Genomic DNA, 14,814 nt, shown 5'->3' on the forward strand with positions numbered 1-14,814 from the left:
GCGCGCCTTTGGCGACCCTTGGTCGCTAGGATCAGCGTCATGCCGAAATCACCGCCGCGGTTTCTGAATTCGCCGCTCAGCGACTTCTTTATCAAGTGGATGTCACGGATTAATACCTGGATGTACCGCCGCAACGACGGGGAGGGTCTGGGCGGCACCTTCCAGAAGATTCCGGTCGCGCTGCTGACCACCACCGGCCGCAAGACCGGCCAGCCGCGGGTCAACCCGCTCTACTTCCTGCGCGACGGTGGGCGGGTCATTGTCGCGGCCTCCAAGGGCGGCGCGGAGAAGAACCCGATGTGGTACCTCAACCTCAAGGCCAACCCCAAGGTTCAGGTACAGATCAAAAAGGAAGTGCTGGACCTTACCGCGCGGGACGCGACCGACGAGGAGCGCGCCGAATATTGGCCACAGTTGGTCACGATGTACCCAAGTTATCAGGACTACCAGTCCTGGACCGACCGCACGATCCCGATCGTGGTTTGCGAACCCTGACCGTTCCCAACTTCGCCGAACGTGAAGCCAGGGCGAGAAAACGGCCGAAATCTCGCCCTGAGTTCACGCTCGGCGCAGATAACTAGGCCCCATAGACCGGAACCGGCGGCCGCGACTTGGCCAACAGGTCGCTGACGACGGGCCCCAGCTCGGCCGGATCCCATTTCACGCCCTTGTCCACCTGCGGGCCATGCGCCCAGCCCTCGGCGACCCGGATGATGCCGCCCTCGACCTCGAATACCTTCCCAGTGACATCGCGGGACTCCGCACTGCCCAGCCATACCACCAAGGGTGAGACGTTCTCCGGGGCCATCGCGTCGAACCCCTCCTGCGGCTTGGCCATCATCTCCGCGAACACAGTCTCGGTCATGCGGGTGCGCGCCGCCGGCGCGATCGCGTTGACGGTCACGCCGTACCGCCTCATTTCGGCGGCGCCGACGAGCGTCAGCGCCGCGATTCCGGCCTTGGCGGCGCTGTAGTTGCCCTGCCCCACGCTGCCCTGTAGGCCCGCGCCAGAGCTGGTGTTGATGATCCGCGCGTCAATGTCTTTCGGGGCTTTGCCCGCCTTGGACAGTCCCCGCCAATGGGACGCGGCGTGCCGCATGGTGGCGAAGTGGCCCTTGAGGTGCACCGCGATGACAGCGTCGAACTCCTCTTCGCTGGTGTTGGCGATCATCCGGTCCCGCACGATGCCGGCATTGTTCACCAGGACGTCCACACCACCGTACGTCTCGACGGCGGCCTGGATCAGGTTGGCCGCCTGGTCCCAGTCCGAGATGTCCGACCCGTCGGCGACGGCTTGGCCACCGGCCGCAAGGATCTCGTCGACCACGTCTTGGGCTGCGCTGCCGCCGCTTGCCGGCGAACCGTCCAGGCCCACACCGATATCGTTGACCACCACGCGCGCACCCTCGGCCGCGAAGGCCAACGCATGTGCGCGGCCGATGCCGCCACCCGCTCCGGTGACGATGACCACCCGGCCGTCGACCAAGCCCATGACCCCATTGCTCCTTTGCTCGTCACTTGTTGGCACTCGAGGCGCCCAGGTACGGCGGCGGCTCACCGCCGCCGTGCACCTCGAGCGTCGCCCCGCTGATATATGACGCCGCATCGGACGCCAAAAACGCTGCAGCCCAACCAATGTCGGCAGGTCGTGCCAGCCGGCCCAACGGCACCGTGGCGGCGACGCGAGCGATCGACTCGGCATCACCGTAGAACAGTTCGGACCGTTCGGTTTCCACCATGCCGACCACCACGGCGTTGACCCGAACCTTGGGTGCCCATTCCACCGCCAGCGTGGTGGTCAGGTTTTCCAGGCCTGCCTTGGCCGCGCCATAGGCCGCCGTGCCGGGAGTGGGACGGCGACCGCTGACGCTACAGATGTTTACGATCGACCCACCGTTGGGCTGCGCTTGCATCAGCACGTTGGCGTGCTGGGAAACCAGGAGCGGTGCAAGCACATTGAGCTCGACGATCTTTCGGTGGAAGTTGTGTGTCGCCTCGGCGGCCAGCGCGTATGGCGAGCCGCCCGCGTTGTTGACCAGCATGTCGAGTCGGCCGTGCCGCTCCCCGATCTCACCGACCAGGCGCTTGACCGAGTCCTCGTCCCGGATGTCGCAGCGGTGGAACTCATACGGTTGGCCGTCGACCGCTCGTCGCGCGGAGGTGATCACGGTCGCGCCCTGTTCGGCGAATACCGAGCTGATGCCCGCGCCTACCCCGCGGACACCGCCGGTGACCAAAACCACCCGCCCGGCCAGCCCGAAATTGATGGCGTCGGCTGCCTCGGCGAGAGTCACTGTGCTAGTGTACCAAGCAAGTGCTTGCTTAGGTAGCGAACCCGCAGGAGTGCAATGCCGATCACCTCCACCACGCCCGAACCGGGCATCGTCGCGGTCACCGTCGACTACCCGCCGGTCAACGCCATCCCGTCGAAAGCGTGGTTCGACCTGGCCGACGCGGTGACGGCCGCGGGCGCCAACTCCGACACCCGCGCGGTGATCCTGCGGGCCGAGGGGCGCGGCTTCAACGCCGGGGTGGACATCAAAGAGATGCAACGAACCGAAGGTTTCACGGCGCTGATCGACGCCAACCGCGGCTGCTTCGCCGCATTCCGCGCCGTCTACGAGTGCGCGGTGCCGGTGATCGCCGCCGTGAACGGATTCTGCGTGGGCGGCGGCATCGGCCTGGTCGGCAACTCCGACGTCATCGTGGCCTCCGAGGACGCCACCTTCGGCCTGCCCGAGGTGGAACGGGGCGCGCTGGGCGCGGCCACGCACCTCTCGCGGCTGGTGCCCCAGCACCTGATGCGACGGCTGTTCTTTACGGCGGCCACCGTGGACGCGGCCACCTTGCAGCACTTCGGCTCGGTGCACGAGGTGGTGTCCCGCGATCAGCTGGACGAGGCCGCTTTGCGGGTGGCCCGCGACATCGCCGCCAAAGACACCCGGGTCATCCGCGCCGCCAAGGAGGCGCTGAACTTCATCGACGTGCAACGGGTCAATGCGAGTTACCGGATGGAGCAAGGTTTTACCTTCGAGCTCAACCTCGCCGGAGTCGCCGACGAGCACCGCGACGCCTTTGTGAAGAAGTCATAGTGCCCGATAAACGAACCTCTCTTGACGACGCCGTCGCGCAATTGCGCAGCGGCATGACCATCGGCATCGCCGGCTGGGGCTCGCGGCGCAAGCCCATGGCGTTCGTGCGGGCCATCCTGCGCTCGGATGTCACCGATTTGACGGTGGTCACCTACGGCGGGCCGGACCTGGGGCTGCTGTGCTCGGCGGGCAAGGTCAAGCGGGTCTACTACGGGTTCGTCTCGCTGGACTCGCCGCCGTTCTACGACCCGTGGTTCGCGCACGCCCGCACCAGCGGCGCGATCGAGGCCCGGGAGATGGACGAGGGCATGCTGCGCTGCGGTTTGCAGGCCGCGGCACAACGGCTGCCGTTCCTGCCTATTCGCGCCGGGCTGGGCAGCTCGGTACCACAGTTCTGGGCAGGCGAGCTGCAGACGGTCACGTCGCCGTATCCGGCGCCTGGCGGCGGGTACGAGACACTGATCGCCATGCCGGCACTGCGCCTGGATGCCGCCTTCGCCCACTTGAATCTCGGTGACAGCCACGGCAATGCGGCCTACACCGGCATCGACCCCTACTTCGACGATCTCTTCTTGATGGCCGCCGAGCGGCGCTTTCTGTCGGTGGAGCGCATCGTCGCCACCGAGGAACTGGTCAAATCGGTGCCGCCGCAGGCGCTGTTGGTCAACCGGATGATGGTCGACGCCATCGTGGAAGCACCCGGCGGCGCCCACTTCACCACCGCCGCACCGGACTACGGGCGCGACGAGCAGTTCCAGCGGCACTACGCCGAAGCGGCGTCGACACAGGTGGGTTGGCAGCAGTTCGTGCACACCTACCTATCCGGCACCGAAGCGGACTACCAGGCCGCGGTGCACAACTTTGGAGCATCACGGTGAGCACCCGAGCCGAAGTGTGTGCCGTCGCCTGCGCCGAGTTGTTCCGCGATGCAGGCGAAATCATGATCAGCCCCATGACCAACATGGCCTCGGTAGGGGCGCGGCTGGCGCGGCTCACCTTCGCGCCGGACATTCTGCTGACCGACGGCGAGGCTCAGCTGCTCGCGGACACACCGGCATTGGGCAAGACGGGCGCCCCAAACAGGATTGAGGGGTGGATGCCGTTCGGCCGGGTTTTCGAAACCCTGGCCTGGGGGCGCCGGCACGTGGTGATGGGCGCCAATCAGGTCGACCGCTATGGCAATCAGAACATCTCGGCGTTCGGGCCGCTGCAGCGGCCGACCCGGCAGATGTTCGGCGTCCGCGGCTCGCCGGGCAACACCATCAACCACGCCACCAGTTACTGGGTGGGCAACCACTGCAAGCGGGTCTTTGTCGAGGCCGTCGATGTGGTCTCCGGCATCGGCTACGACAAGGTGGATCCGGACAATCCGGCCTTCCGGTTCGTCAACGTCTACCGGGTGGTGTCCAACCTAGGCGTGTTCGACTTCGGCGGCCCCGACCACTCCATGCGGGCGGTATCCCTACACCCCGGGGTGACGCCCGGCGACGTCCGCGACGCCACCTCGTTCGAGGTGCATGACCTCGACGCGGCCGAGCAGACCAGGCTGCCCACCGACGACGAACTGCACCTGATCCGCGCGGTAATCGATCCGAAGTCGTTGCGGGACAGGGAGATACGATCATGATTGTTCCGCCTCCTCTCCCCCGCAAGCGGGAGGTGCGCCCACATCGCTTCGTCCCCTGCAAGCGGGTGGTACCCCCACTGCATTGTCGGCGGTGGCTATGAGGCTGCGTACGCCGCTGACCGAGCTCATCGGCATCGAGCACCCGGTGGTGCAGACCGGGATGGGCTGGGTGGCCGGTGCCCGGCTGGTGTCGGCCACCGCCAACGCGGGCGGGCTGGGCATCTTGGCCTCGGCCACCATGACGCTGGACGAGCTGGCGGCGGCGATCACAAAGGTCAAGGCCGTCACCGACAAGCCATTCGGGGTGAACATCCGCGCCGACGCAGCCGACGCGGGCGACCGCGTCGAGTTGATGATCCGCGAGGGGGTGCGGGTGGCCTCGTTCGCGTTGGCACCCAAACAGCAGCTGATCGCCCGGCTCAAAGAAGCCGGCGCGGTGGTCATACCGTCGATCGGCGCGGCCAAACATGCGCGCAAGGTGGCGGCCTGGGGCGCCGACGCGATGATCGTGCAGGGCGGCGAGGGCGGCGGCCACACCGGGCCGGTCGCCACCACGCTGCTGTTGCCGTCGGTGCTGGACGCCGTGGCGGGCACCGGCATCCCGGTGATCGCCGCCGGCGGCTTCTTCGACGGGCGCGGGCTAGCCGCGGCGTTGTGCTACGGCGCCGCCGGGGTGGCCATGGGCACCCGGTTTCTGCTCACCTCGGATTCCACCGTGCCCGACGCGGTCAAACGGCGTTACCTGCAGGCCGGCTTGGACGGCACCGTGGTCACCACCCGCGTCGACGGGATGCCGCACCGGGTGCTGCGCACCGAGCTGGTCGAGAAGCTGGAAAGCGGCTCGCGGGCACGAGGTTTCGCGGCCGCGCTGCGCAATGCCGGCAAGTTTAGACGGATGTCGCAGATGACCTGGCGGTCGATGATCCGAGACGGCCTGACCATGCGCCACGGCAAGGAATTGACCTGGTCACAGGTGCTGATGGCGGCAAACACCCCGATGCTGCTCAAAGCCGGCCTGGTCGACGGCAACACCGAGGCCGGGGTGCTGGCATCGGGCCAGGTAGCGGGCATTCTTGACGACCTACCGTCGTGCAAAGAGCTGATCGAGTCGATCGTGCTTGACGCCATCACACATTTACAAACCGCATCTGCGCTGGTGGAGTGACTGACGCGTGTCAAGCAGAGTACGCTATCGCAGCTATGTCGACCGTCGAGATGGACCAGGCGGCTCCAGAGTCCGCCGCGCACCACCCTCTGCCGGACCCCGGTGAGTCGGTCCCCAGACTCGCGCTGCCCACGATCGGGATCTTCCTGGCCACGCTCACCGCGTTCGTCGGTTCTACGACCGCTTACATCAGCGGATGGATCCCGTTCTGGGTGACGATCCCCGTCAACGCCGCGGTCACGTTCGTGATGTTCACCGTCGTGCATGACGCATCGCATTACGCGATCAGCTCCATCCGGTGGGTGAACGGGCTGTTCGGGCGGCTGGCGTGGCTTTTCGTCGGGCCGGTGGTCGCGTTCCCGGCCTTCGGGTACATCCACATCCAGCACCACCGCCATTCCAACGACGACGAGCAAGACCCGGACACCTTCGCCTCACACGGCTCGCTGTGGGTGCTGCCGTTGCGCTGGTCGATGGTCGAGTACTTCTACATCAAGTACTACCTGCCTCGCGGCCGCAGCCGGCCGGTCATCGAGGTCGCCGAGACGCTGGTGATGATGACCCTGTTCCTGACCGGCCTGATCGTCGCCATCGTCACCGGCAACTTCTGGACGCTGGCGATCGTCTTCCTGATCCCGCAACGTATCGGCCTTACCGTGCTGGCCTGGTGGTTCGACTGGCTGCCCCACCACGGTCTGGAGGACACCCAGCGCAGCAACCGCTACCGCGCGACCCGCAACCGGGTTGGCGCCGAGTGGCTGTTCACCCCGGTGCTGCTGTCGCAGAACTACCACTTGGTGCACCACCTGCACCCGTCGGTGCCGTTCTACCGGTACCTGCGCACCTGGCGGCGCAACGAGGAGGCGTATCTGGAACGCAACGCCGCGATCTCCACGGTCTTTGGCCAGCAACTGAATCCGGACGAGTACCGGCAGTGGAAGGAGCTCAACGGCCGGCTCGCGCGACTGCTGCCGGTGCGGATGCCGGCCCGCTCCAGCTCGCCGCACGCGGTGCTGCACCGCATCCCGGTCGCGTCGGTGGATCCCATCACCGCCGATGCCACCCTGGTGACTTTCGCGGTGCCGGAAGCATTGCGGGACGCGTTCCGATTCGAGCCGGGCCAGCACGTGACGGTGCGCACCGACCTGGGCGGCCAAGGCATCCGGCGCAACTACTCGATCTGCGCCCCGGCCACCCGCGCCCAGCTGCGCATCGCCGTCAAACACATTCCCGGCGGGGCGTTTTCGACGTTCGTGGCCAACGAACTGAAGGCCGGCGACGTGCTCGAGCTGATGACACCGACCGGCCGGTTCGGCACCCCGCTGGATCCGTTGCACCGCAAGCACTATGTGGGCCTGGTGGCCGGCAGCGGGATCACCCCGGTGCTGTCCATCCTGGCGACCACGCTGGAGATCGAGACCGAAAGCCGATTCACGCTGATCTACGGCAACCGCACCAAGGAATCGACGATGTTTCGGGCCGAGCTGGATCGTCTGGAGTCGCGCTATGCCGACCGGCTGGAAATCCTGCACGTGCTCTCCAGCGAGCCGCTGCACACCCCGGAGCTGCGCGGGCGCATCGACCGAGACAAACTCACCAGGTGGCTGACGAGTACCCTGCGGCCGGCCGGTGTGGACGAATGGTTCATCTGCGGCCCGCTCGCCATGGCCACCGCGGTGCGCGAGACCCTGATCGAGCACGGCGTGGACTCCGAGCGCATTCACCTGGAGTTGTTCTACGGGTTCGACACGCCCCCGGCGACCCGTCCCTCCTATGCGGGAGCCACCGTCACCTTCACGCTGTCCGGGCAGCGGGCGATATTCGATCTGGTGCCCGGCGACTCGATTCTGGAAGGGGCGCTGGGGCTGCGCAGCGATGCGCCGTATGCGTGCATGGGCGGCGCATGCGGCACCTGCCGAGCCAAACTGATCGAGGGCAACGTCGAGATGGACCACAACTTCGCCCTCCGGAAGGCGGAGCTGGATGCCGGCTACATCCTGACCTGCCAGTCACACCCGACGACACCATTCGTCGCCGTCGACTACGACGCCTAGGTTCGTGGCGCCGCCCCATACTTGCGCCGACTGTGAATCTGACGACGCGACACGCCGATTCGCCGTCGTGTGGTTCACTCTCGGCGCTCATGGGCGCCATCCCGCCGCCCGCATCGCGGCATCGACGCGGCCAACGAACGTGCCCCGGCGGTACCGGAGCAGCTCACTGGTGACCCTGATGATCGTCCAGCCCAGATCCAGCAACGCGGTGGACCGCTCGATGTCCCGAGCCCGCTGCGCCGGGTCTGTCCAATGCTGTGGCCCGTCATACTCGACACCGACTCGCAATTGCTCGTAGCCCAGGTCGATGCGGGCGACGAAGTCCCCGTAGTCGTCAAACACTCTGATCTGTGTTTGCGGCTTCGGCAGACCGGCATCGATCAACACCAATCGGGTCCACGTCTCCTGTGGGGATTCCGCACCCCCGTCGATCAGCGGCAGCACCGCACGGAGGCGGACCAGGCCGCGCGCACCGGTATGTTCGGCAATGACGGCCTGCACGTCGGCGACCTTGACATCGGTCGAATTCGCCAACGCGTCCAGCCGTTGAACGGCCTGCAGCCGCGAGGGTGTGCGCCGCCCGATATCGAAGGCGGTGCGCGCCGGGGTGGTTACCGCGACACCGTCAACCGCAACCGTCTCGTGCGGCGCCAATCGATCCGTGTGCACGACGATGCGCGGCGGAGGCTTTCGATTGGCGTGCACTAACTCTGCGTCAAGCGCTGGGTTTACCCACTTCGCGCCAAGCAGCGCCGCCGCCGAATTGCCGGCCACGACGGCGCGGCGCCGCGACCACAGCCACGCCGCGTGGGCGCGCTGGCGCGCCGTCAGCTCCACACCGGCCGGGGCGTAGACGCCCGGGTAGACTGGCTCGTAGAGCTGTCTCATGGCCCGCTCCGGAATGGCCTTTGCGGCCAACACTTCCGAGCCCAGGACGGGCCATGGAAGTTCGTCCATGGCCACATCCTGGCATCACCCACCGACACCCCGCCGACAGTGAATCGCACGACGCGACACGCCGACGACCCGTCGTGAGATTCACCCTCGGCGCCAACGAAGGCCTACAGCCGCTCGATAATGGTGACGTTGGCGGTGCCGCCGCCCTCGCACATGGTCTGCAGCCCGTAGCGGCCACCGATGCGCTCCAGCTCGCCCAGCATGGTGGTGAACAGTTTGGCGCCGGTGGCGCCTAGCGGATGCCCCAGCGCGATCGCGCCGCCGTTGGGGTTGACCTTCGCCGGGTCGGCCTTGATTTCCTTGAGCCAGGCCATAACTACCGGCGCGAACGCCTCGTTGATCTCGACGGTGTCGATGTCGTCGATGGCAAGCCCGGTCTTGTCCAGCGCGTACCGGGTGGCGGGGATGGGTCCGGTCAGCATGAATACCGGGTCGGCGGCGCGCGCACTGATGTGGTGGATGCGGGCACGGGGCCTAAGTCCATGGTCTTTGACGGCCCGCTCGGAGGCCAGCAACACTGCACTGGCGCCGTCGGAGATCTGACTGGCCATCGCCGCCGTCAGCCGGCCGCCCTCGACCAGCGGCTGCAAGCCGGCCATCTTCTCCAGCGACGACTCCCGCGGGCCCTCATCAACCCGGAACGGCCCGGATTCGGTTTCCACAGTGATGATTTCGTTTTCGAAGTGGCCGGCGCGGATCGCCGCGAACGCGCGTTCGTGGCTGGTCAGCGAGTACCGCTCCATCTCTTCACGGGACAGGTTCCACTTCTCGGCGATCAGCTCCGAGCCACGGAACTGTGAAATCTCCTGGTCGCCATACCGGTGTAACCATTGCTTGGATTCGTTGGTCGGCGAGGTGAACCCGAACTGTTCGCCCACGGTCATCGCCGACGAGATCGGGATCTGGCTCATGTTCTGCACGCCGCCGGCCACGATGACATCCGCCGTGCCGGACATGATCGCCTGCGCGCCAAAGGAAATCGCCTGCTGGCTGGATCCGCACTGGCGGTCCACGGTGACACCGGGGACCTCTTCGGGATAGCCGGCGGCCAGCCACGACAGTCGGGCGATGTTGCCCGCCTGTCCGCCGATGGCGTCGACACATCCGGCGATCACGTCGTCGACGGCGGCGGGGTCGATGTCGGTCCGGTCCAGCAGTCCGCGCCAGGCCAGGGCACCCAGGTCGACGGGATGGATACCGGCCAGTGCGCCGCCCCGCTTGCCGACCGCGGTCCGTACGGCGTCGATGACGTACGCCTCTGTCATAACCGCTCCTCTCCCGTTGCCAGTGAGTGGTACCCCCACCGCATCGTCGTCGACACGGGGCATTTCAGACTCCCTCTTTGGTGATCCCGCCAAGCACGATGGCTAGGTATTGCTGGCCCACCTGCTGGGCGGTGAGCGGCCCACCGGGTCGATACCAGCGCACCGACACCCAGGTGGTGTCACGGATGAATCGGTAGACCAGGTCGACGTCTAGGTCGGGCCGGAAGTAGCCCTCTTCGATGCCCTGGTTGAGCACGTCCACCCACATCTTGCGCTGCTGCTTGTTACGGTCCTCGATGTAGGAAAACCTGGGTTGCGACGCCAGCCGTTGCGCTTCATCCTGGTAGATCACCACTTGCGCGTGATGATGCTCGATCGCCTCAAACGACGCCATGAACAGGCCCTGCAGCCGCTCCAGCGGATTGGCCGTGCTATCCACGATGTCGCGGTAACGGGCGAAGAGCCAATCGAGGAAACCGCGTAACAGCTCATCGACCATCTCCTCTTTGGAGGCGAAATGGTGATACAGGCTGCCGGATAGGATGCCGGCGCCGTCGGCGATATCGCGCACGGTGGTGGCGCGCAGTCCGCGCTCGGCGAACATCGCCGCCGCGAGCTCCAGCAACTCGCCTCGCCGGCTATTGACCTGACCGGCCACTCGATCCATCCGACCAGACTATCAACCAAGCGCTTGCTCGGCCAGCTGCGACCTCGATGGGGTGGGAATCCGGGAATTCGGTACGAGGGATGCGCCCTTCGCTCACCGGGGCATTAGATGCGACGTTGCTGGCGCTGGATGGACGCCTTGCCCGCACAGCCCGGCCCAGGTGCAGGATCGAGGGGCTTGGTACCTGATCACGGGAGACATCTGGGGTATCGGCGGAGAGTGCCTAGCGTTCTGGGCATTCTGGCGGATTGCGCATATTCTTCCGCGCGTCGTCATAGCCTAATCGGACTACGCGGATCGTGCCGATCACCCTGGTGCGGCGGCGGCGCCAGTAACGAGGAGGTCAACATGGCTCATTTTTCGGTGTTGCCGCCGGAGATCAACTCGTTGCGGATGTACCTGGGTGCCGGTTCGGCGCCGATGCTTCAGGCGGCGGCGGCCTGGGACGGGCTGGCCGCGGAGTTGGGAACCGCCGCGTCGTCGTTCTCCTCGGTGACCACGGGGTTAACCGGGCAGGCGTGGCAGGGCCCGGCGTCGGCGGCGATGGCCGCCGCGGCGGCGCCGTATGCGGGCTTTTTGACCACAGCCTCGGCTCAAGCCCAGCTGGCTGCCGGGCAGGCTAAGGCGGTGGCCAGCGTGTTCGAGGCCGCCAAGGCCGCGATCGTGCCTCCGGCCGCGGTGGCGGCCAACCGTGAGGCGTTCTTGGCGTTGATTCGGTCGAATTGGCTGGGGCTCAACGCGCCGTGGATCGCCGCCGTTGAAAGCCTTTACGAGGAATACTGGGCCGCTGATGTGGCGGCGATGACCGGCTATCACGCCGGGGCCTCGCAGGCCGCCGCGCAGTTGCCGTTGCCGGCCGGCCTGCAACAGTTCCTCAACACCCTGCCCAATCTGGGCATCGGCAACCAGGGCAACGCCAACCTCGGCGGCGGCAACACCGGCAGCGGCAACATCGGCAACGGAAACAAAGGCAGCTCCAACCTCGGCGGCGGCAACATCGGCAATAACAACATCGGCAGCGGCAACCGAGGCAGCGACAACTTCGGCGCCGGCAACGTCGGCACCGGAAACATCGGCTTCGGCAACCAGGGCCCCATAGACGTTAACCTCTTGGCGACGCCGGGCCAGAACAACGTGGGCCTGGGCAACATCGGCAACAACAACATGGGCTTCGGCAACACCGGCGACGCCAACACCGGCGGCGGCAACACCGGCAACGGCAACATCGGTGGCGGCAACACCGGCAACAACAACTTCGGCTTCAGCAACACCGGCAACAACAACATCGGAATCGGGCTCACCGGCAACAATCAGATGGGCATCAACCTGGCCGGGCTGCTGAACTCCGGCAGCGGCAATATCGGCATCGGCAACTCCGGCACCAACAACATCGGCTTGTTCAACTCCGGCAGCGGCAACATCGGCGTCTTCAACACCGGAGCCAATACCCTGGTGCCTGGCGACCTCAACAACCTGGGCGTCGGGAATTCCGGCAACGCCAACATCGGCTTCGGGAACGCGGGCGTTCTCAACACCGGCTTCGGGAACGCGAGCATCCTCAACACCGGCTTGGGGAACGCGGGTGAATTAAACACCGGCTTCGGAAACGCGGGCTTCGTCAACACGGGGTTTGACAACTCCGGCAACGTCAACACCGGCAATGGGAACTCGGGCAACATCAACACCGGCTCGTGGAATGCGGGCAATGTGAACACCGGTTTCGGGATCATTACCGACAGCGGCCTGACCAACTCGGGCTTCGGCAACACCGGCACCGACGTCTCGGGCTTCTTCAACACCCCCACCGGCCCCTTAGCCGTCGACGTCTCCGGGTTCTTCAACACGGCCAGCGGGGGCACTGTCATCAACGGCCAGACCTCGGGCATTGGCAACATCGGCGTCCCGGGCACCCTCTTTGGCTCCGTCCGGAGCGGCTTGAACACGGGCCTGTTTAACATGGGCACCGCCATATCGGGGTTGTTCAACCTGCGCCAGCTGTTGGGGTAGCGCGACACTCACGGGTGCTGGCAGGATACCGAAATCACCTCACCAGTCAGGTAACTCGAGTAGTCGCTGGCCAGAAACGCGATGGTGGCCGCCACCTCCCAGGGCTCGGCGGCCCGGCCGAACGCCTCGCCGGCCGCCAGCCGGTCCAGCAGCTCGGCCGAGGCGGTCTTGTCCAGGAACTTGTGCCGGGCGATGCTGGGCGAGACGGCGTTGATCCGCACCCCATACTCGGCGGCTTCGATTGCGCTGCACCGGGTCAACGCCATCACCCCGGCCTTGGCGGCGGCATAGTGCGACTGCGAATGCTGGGCCCGCCAGCCCAGCACGCTGGCGTTGTTGACGATCACCCCGCCATGCGGCGCGTCGCGGAAGTAGCGCAATGCGGCCCGGGTGGCCCGGAACACCGACGTCAGGCTCACGTCTAACACGCGGTCCCACTCGTCGTCGGTCATGTCGGCCACCGGCGTCTGCCCGCCCAGCCCGGCGTTGTTGACCAGCACGTCGAGCCGGCCCATCCGGGCGGTGGTCGAGTCGATCAGCGCGTCGACCTGGGCGGTGGACGTCACGTCGCACACCACATGCTCCACCCGGCCCAGCCCCAGCGCAGACAACTCGGCGGCCGTCTCCCCCAGCCGTCGTTCATGGTGGTCCGAGATCACCACGTCGGCGCCCTCCGCCAAGGCTCGCCGCGCGGTGGCCGAACCGATGCCGGTGCCCGCAGCCGCCGTCACGACGACCACCTTGCCATCCAGAAGTCCATGTCCGGCAATCTCTTTCGGCGCTACGGACAGGTTCATCCCTTGGCCTCCCGGGGCAGACCGAGCACCCGCTCGGCGATGATGTTGCGCTGGATCTCGTTGGATCCTCCGTAGATGGTGTCGGCGCGGGTGAATAGATATAGCCGCTGCCACTCGTCGAACTCGCCGTCGGGCATGGTCATTCCGGGTTTACCGATCACGTCCATGGCCAGCTCACCCAGGTTGCGATGCCAGTTGGCCCACAACAACTTTGACACATTGTCCTGGCCGGGCTGCTCAACGGCTGGCCCTTCCATGGTGGCCAAAGCATAGGAGCGCATGGCGCGCAGCCCGGTCCACGCCCGGGTCAGCCGCTCCCGGATCAGCGGGTCATCCGCGGCGGCGGTGCGCCGCGCCAGCTCGACCAGATTGGAAAGCTCACGGGCGTAGACGATCTGCTGACCCAGCGTCGAGACGCCGCGCTCGAAGGTCAGCGTCGCCATCGCGACCCGCCAGCCGTCGCCCGGTGCGCCGACCACCAGGTCGGCGTCGGTGCGGGCGTCGTCGAAGAACACCTCGTTGAACTCCGCGGTGCCGGTGATCTGCACGATCGGCCGGATCTGCACGCCGGGCTGGTCCAGCGGCACCAGCAGATACGACAGGCCGGCGTGGCGCTGCGAGCCCTTCTCGGTGCGTGCGAGCACAAAGCACCATTGCGACAGGTGCGCCAGCGACGTCCACACCTTCTGGCCGTTTATCACCCACTGGTCGCCGTCGAGTTCTGCGGTGGTCGCAACGCTGGCCAGGTCGCTGCCAGCGCCGGGCTCCGAATATCCCTGACACCACAGCTCGGTGACGTCGCGGATGCGCGGCAGGAAGCGCCGCTGCTGCTGCGGCGTTCCGAACGCGATCAGCGTCGGACCCAGCAGTTCCTCGCCGAAGTGGTTGACCTTGTCCGGCGCGTCGGCGCGGGCGTATTCCTCGTAGAACGCCACCCGGTGCGCGGTCGAGAGCCCCCGCCCGCCGTGTTCTTCCGGCCAGCCCAGGCAGGTCAGCCCCGCGGCGGCCAGGCGCTGATTCCACGCCCGGCGTTCCTCGAACGCTTCGTGCTCGCGCCCCGGCCCGCCGAGGCCCTTAAGTGCCGCGAATTCGCCGGCCAGATTGTCGGCGAGCCAACCGCGGACCTGCGCCCGGAACTCCTCGACGTCCTGCATGCCCTGTAGGCTAACCTACCAAGCACTTG

At 66.5% G+C, this 14,814-nt stretch carries 14 protein-coding genes; 7 read left to right on the forward strand and 7 right to left on the reverse strand.

Translation table 11 applies throughout. The features are described from left to right. Positions 1 to 39 precede the first annotated feature (39 nt). Positions 40 to 495 carry a deazaflavin-dependent nitroreductase Ddn gene (gene ddn, locus FF952_RS18685; RefSeq protein ID WP_003419309.1) on the forward strand — a complete coding sequence of 152 codons (456 nt, stop codon included), beginning with the start codon at positions 40 to 42 and terminating at the stop codon, positions 493 to 495. An 82-nt stretch (positions 496 to 577) separates the two neighbouring features. Here ddn and FF952_RS18690 read toward each other — a convergent pair whose 3' ends face one another. Both FF952_RS18690 and FF952_RS18695 read right to left on the reverse strand, forming a co-directional pair. After that, positions 578 to 1,492: an SDR family oxidoreductase gene (locus tag FF952_RS18690; RefSeq protein WP_003900711.1), complete on the reverse strand. Its 915-nt coding sequence runs from the start codon at positions 1,490 to 1,492 to the stop codon at positions 578 to 580. A 22-nt stretch (positions 1,493 to 1,514) separates the two neighbouring features. Next, on the reverse strand, positions 1,515 to 2,294 hold the full coding sequence (locus FF952_RS18695) for an SDR family oxidoreductase (protein WP_244736089.1): 780 nt from the start codon (positions 2,292 to 2,294) through the stop codon (positions 1,515 to 1,517). A gap of 54 nt (positions 2,295 to 2,348) precedes the next feature. On the opposite strand from FF952_RS18695, the gene echA20 reads away from it, so the two are divergent. The 5 genes from echA20 to FF952_RS18720 all read left to right on the forward strand — a co-directional run bounded on the left by echA20 (position 2,349) and on the right by FF952_RS18720 (position 7,938). Continuing rightward, positions 2,349 to 3,092, forward strand: coding sequence for a (7aS)-7a-methyl-1,5-dioxo-2,3,5,6,7,7a-hexahydro-1H-indene-carboxyl-CoA hydrolase (echA20, locus tag FF952_RS18700; RefSeq protein ID WP_003419315.1), 744 nt, complete (start codon positions 2,349 to 2,351; stop codon positions 3,090 to 3,092). Continuing rightward, positions 3,092 to 3,970: a cholesterol ring-cleaving hydrolase subunit IpdA gene (gene ipdA, locus FF952_RS18705; protein ID WP_003419318.1), complete on the forward strand. Its 879-nt coding sequence runs from the start codon at positions 3,092 to 3,094 to the stop codon at positions 3,968 to 3,970. The genes echA20 and ipdA overlap by 1 nt, the downstream gene beginning before the upstream one ends. Then, positions 3,967 to 4,719: a cholesterol ring-cleaving hydrolase subunit IpdB gene (ipdB, locus tag FF952_RS18710; RefSeq protein WP_003419321.1), complete on the forward strand. Its 753-nt coding sequence runs from the start codon at positions 3,967 to 3,969 to the stop codon at positions 4,717 to 4,719. The genes ipdA and ipdB overlap by 4 nt, the downstream gene beginning before the upstream one ends. A 97-nt stretch (positions 4,720 to 4,816) precedes the next feature. After that, positions 4,817 to 5,884, forward strand: coding sequence for a (3aS,4S,5R,7aS)-5-hydroxy-7a-methyl-1-oxo-octahydro-1H-indene-4-carboxyl-CoA dehydrogenase (gene ipdC / locus FF952_RS18715; RefSeq protein WP_003419324.1), 1,068 nt, complete (start codon positions 4,817 to 4,819; stop codon positions 5,882 to 5,884). Beyond that, positions 5,881 to 7,938: a fatty acid desaturase gene (locus tag FF952_RS18720; protein WP_003419325.1), complete on the forward strand. Its 2,058-nt coding sequence runs from the start codon at positions 5,881 to 5,883 to the stop codon at positions 7,936 to 7,938. Before ipdC ends, FF952_RS18720 begins: the two co-directional genes overlap by 4 nt. Before the next feature lie 87 nt (positions 7,939 to 8,025). Here FF952_RS18720 and FF952_RS18725 read toward each other — a convergent pair whose 3' ends face one another. The 3 genes from FF952_RS18725 to kstR2 form a co-directional block, all read right to left on the reverse strand. After that, positions 8,026 to 8,895, reverse strand: coding sequence for a type IV toxin-antitoxin system AbiEi family antitoxin (locus FF952_RS18725; protein WP_003419327.1), 870 nt, complete (start codon positions 8,893 to 8,895; stop codon positions 8,026 to 8,028). Positions 8,896 to 8,999: 104 nt separating this feature from the next. Then, positions 9,000 to 10,160 carry a steroid 3-ketoacyl-CoA thiolase FadA6 gene (gene fadA6 / locus FF952_RS18730; protein WP_003419328.1) on the reverse strand — a complete coding sequence of 387 codons (1,161 nt, stop codon included), beginning with the start codon at positions 10,158 to 10,160 and terminating at the stop codon, positions 9,000 to 9,002. A 64-nt stretch (positions 10,161 to 10,224) separates the two neighbouring features. Further along, positions 10,225 to 10,827 carry a TetR family transcriptional regulator KstR2 gene (kstR2, locus tag FF952_RS18735; protein WP_003419329.1) on the reverse strand — a complete coding sequence of 201 codons (603 nt, stop codon included), beginning with the start codon at positions 10,825 to 10,827 and terminating at the stop codon, positions 10,225 to 10,227. A 348-nt stretch (positions 10,828 to 11,175) separates the two neighbouring features. Between kstR2 and FF952_RS18740 the strand changes: the two genes are divergently transcribed. Beyond that, positions 11,176 to 12,834, forward strand: coding sequence for a PPE family protein (locus FF952_RS18740; protein ID WP_003905108.1), 1,659 nt, complete (start codon positions 11,176 to 11,178; stop codon positions 12,832 to 12,834). Positions 12,835 to 12,842: 8 nt separating this feature from the next. Here FF952_RS18740 and ipdF read toward each other — a convergent pair whose 3' ends face one another. Further along, positions 12,843 to 13,631 carry a (5R,7aS)-5-hydroxy-7a-methyl-1-oxo-2,3,5,6,7,7a-hexahydro-1H-indene-carboxyl-CoA reductase gene (gene ipdF, locus FF952_RS18745; RefSeq protein ID WP_003900097.1) on the reverse strand — a complete coding sequence of 263 codons (789 nt, stop codon included), beginning with the start codon at positions 13,629 to 13,631 and terminating at the stop codon, positions 12,843 to 12,845. Beyond that, positions 13,628 to 14,785 (reverse strand): acyl-CoA dehydrogenase IpdE1, encoded by a 1,158-nt coding sequence (gene ipdE1 / locus FF952_RS18750; RefSeq protein ID WP_003419340.1) that lies wholly within the window; start codon positions 14,783 to 14,785, stop codon positions 13,628 to 13,630. The genes ipdF and ipdE1 overlap by 4 nt, the downstream gene beginning before the upstream one ends. Positions 14,786 to 14,814: the final 29 nt, after the last annotated feature.

The organism is Mycobacterium tuberculosis complex sp. N0072 (assembly GCF_030323725.1).
GTDB lineage: Bacteria > Actinomycetota > Actinomycetes > Mycobacteriales > Mycobacteriaceae > Mycobacterium > Mycobacterium tuberculosis.

Coding starts and splice junctions, on each gene's coding strand:
- ddn (WP_003419309.1), top strand. CDS start 40: ATGCCGAAATCACCGCCGCGGTTTCTGAATTCGCCGCTCAGCGACTTC.
- FF952_RS18690 (WP_003900711.1), bottom strand. CDS start 1,492: ATGGGCTTGGTCGACGGCCGGGTGGTCATCGTCACCGGAGCGGGTGGC.
- fadA6 (WP_003419328.1), bottom strand. CDS start 10,160: ATGACAGAGGCGTACGTCATCGACGCCGTACGGACCGCGGTCGGCAAG.
- ipdE1 (WP_003419340.1), bottom strand. CDS start 14,785: ATGCAGGACGTCGAGGAGTTCCGGGCGCAGGTCCGCGGTTGGCTCGCC.
- ipdC (WP_003419324.1), top strand. CDS start 4,817: ATGAGGCTGCGTACGCCGCTGACCGAGCTCATCGGCATCGAGCACCCG.
- kstR2 (WP_003419329.1), bottom strand. CDS start 10,827: ATGGATCGAGTGGCCGGTCAGGTCAATAGCCGGCGAGGCGAGTTGCTG.
- echA20 (WP_003419315.1), top strand. CDS start 2,349: ATGCCGATCACCTCCACCACGCCCGAACCGGGCATCGTCGCGGTCACC.
- FF952_RS18725 (WP_003419327.1), bottom strand. CDS start 8,895: ATGGACGAACTTCCATGGCCCGTCCTGGGCTCGGAAGTGTTGGCCGCA.
- FF952_RS18740 (WP_003905108.1), top strand. CDS start 11,176: ATGGCTCATTTTTCGGTGTTGCCGCCGGAGATCAACTCGTTGCGGATG.
- ipdF (WP_003900097.1), bottom strand. CDS start 13,631: ATGAACCTGTCCGTAGCGCCGAAAGAGATTGCCGGACATGGACTTCTG.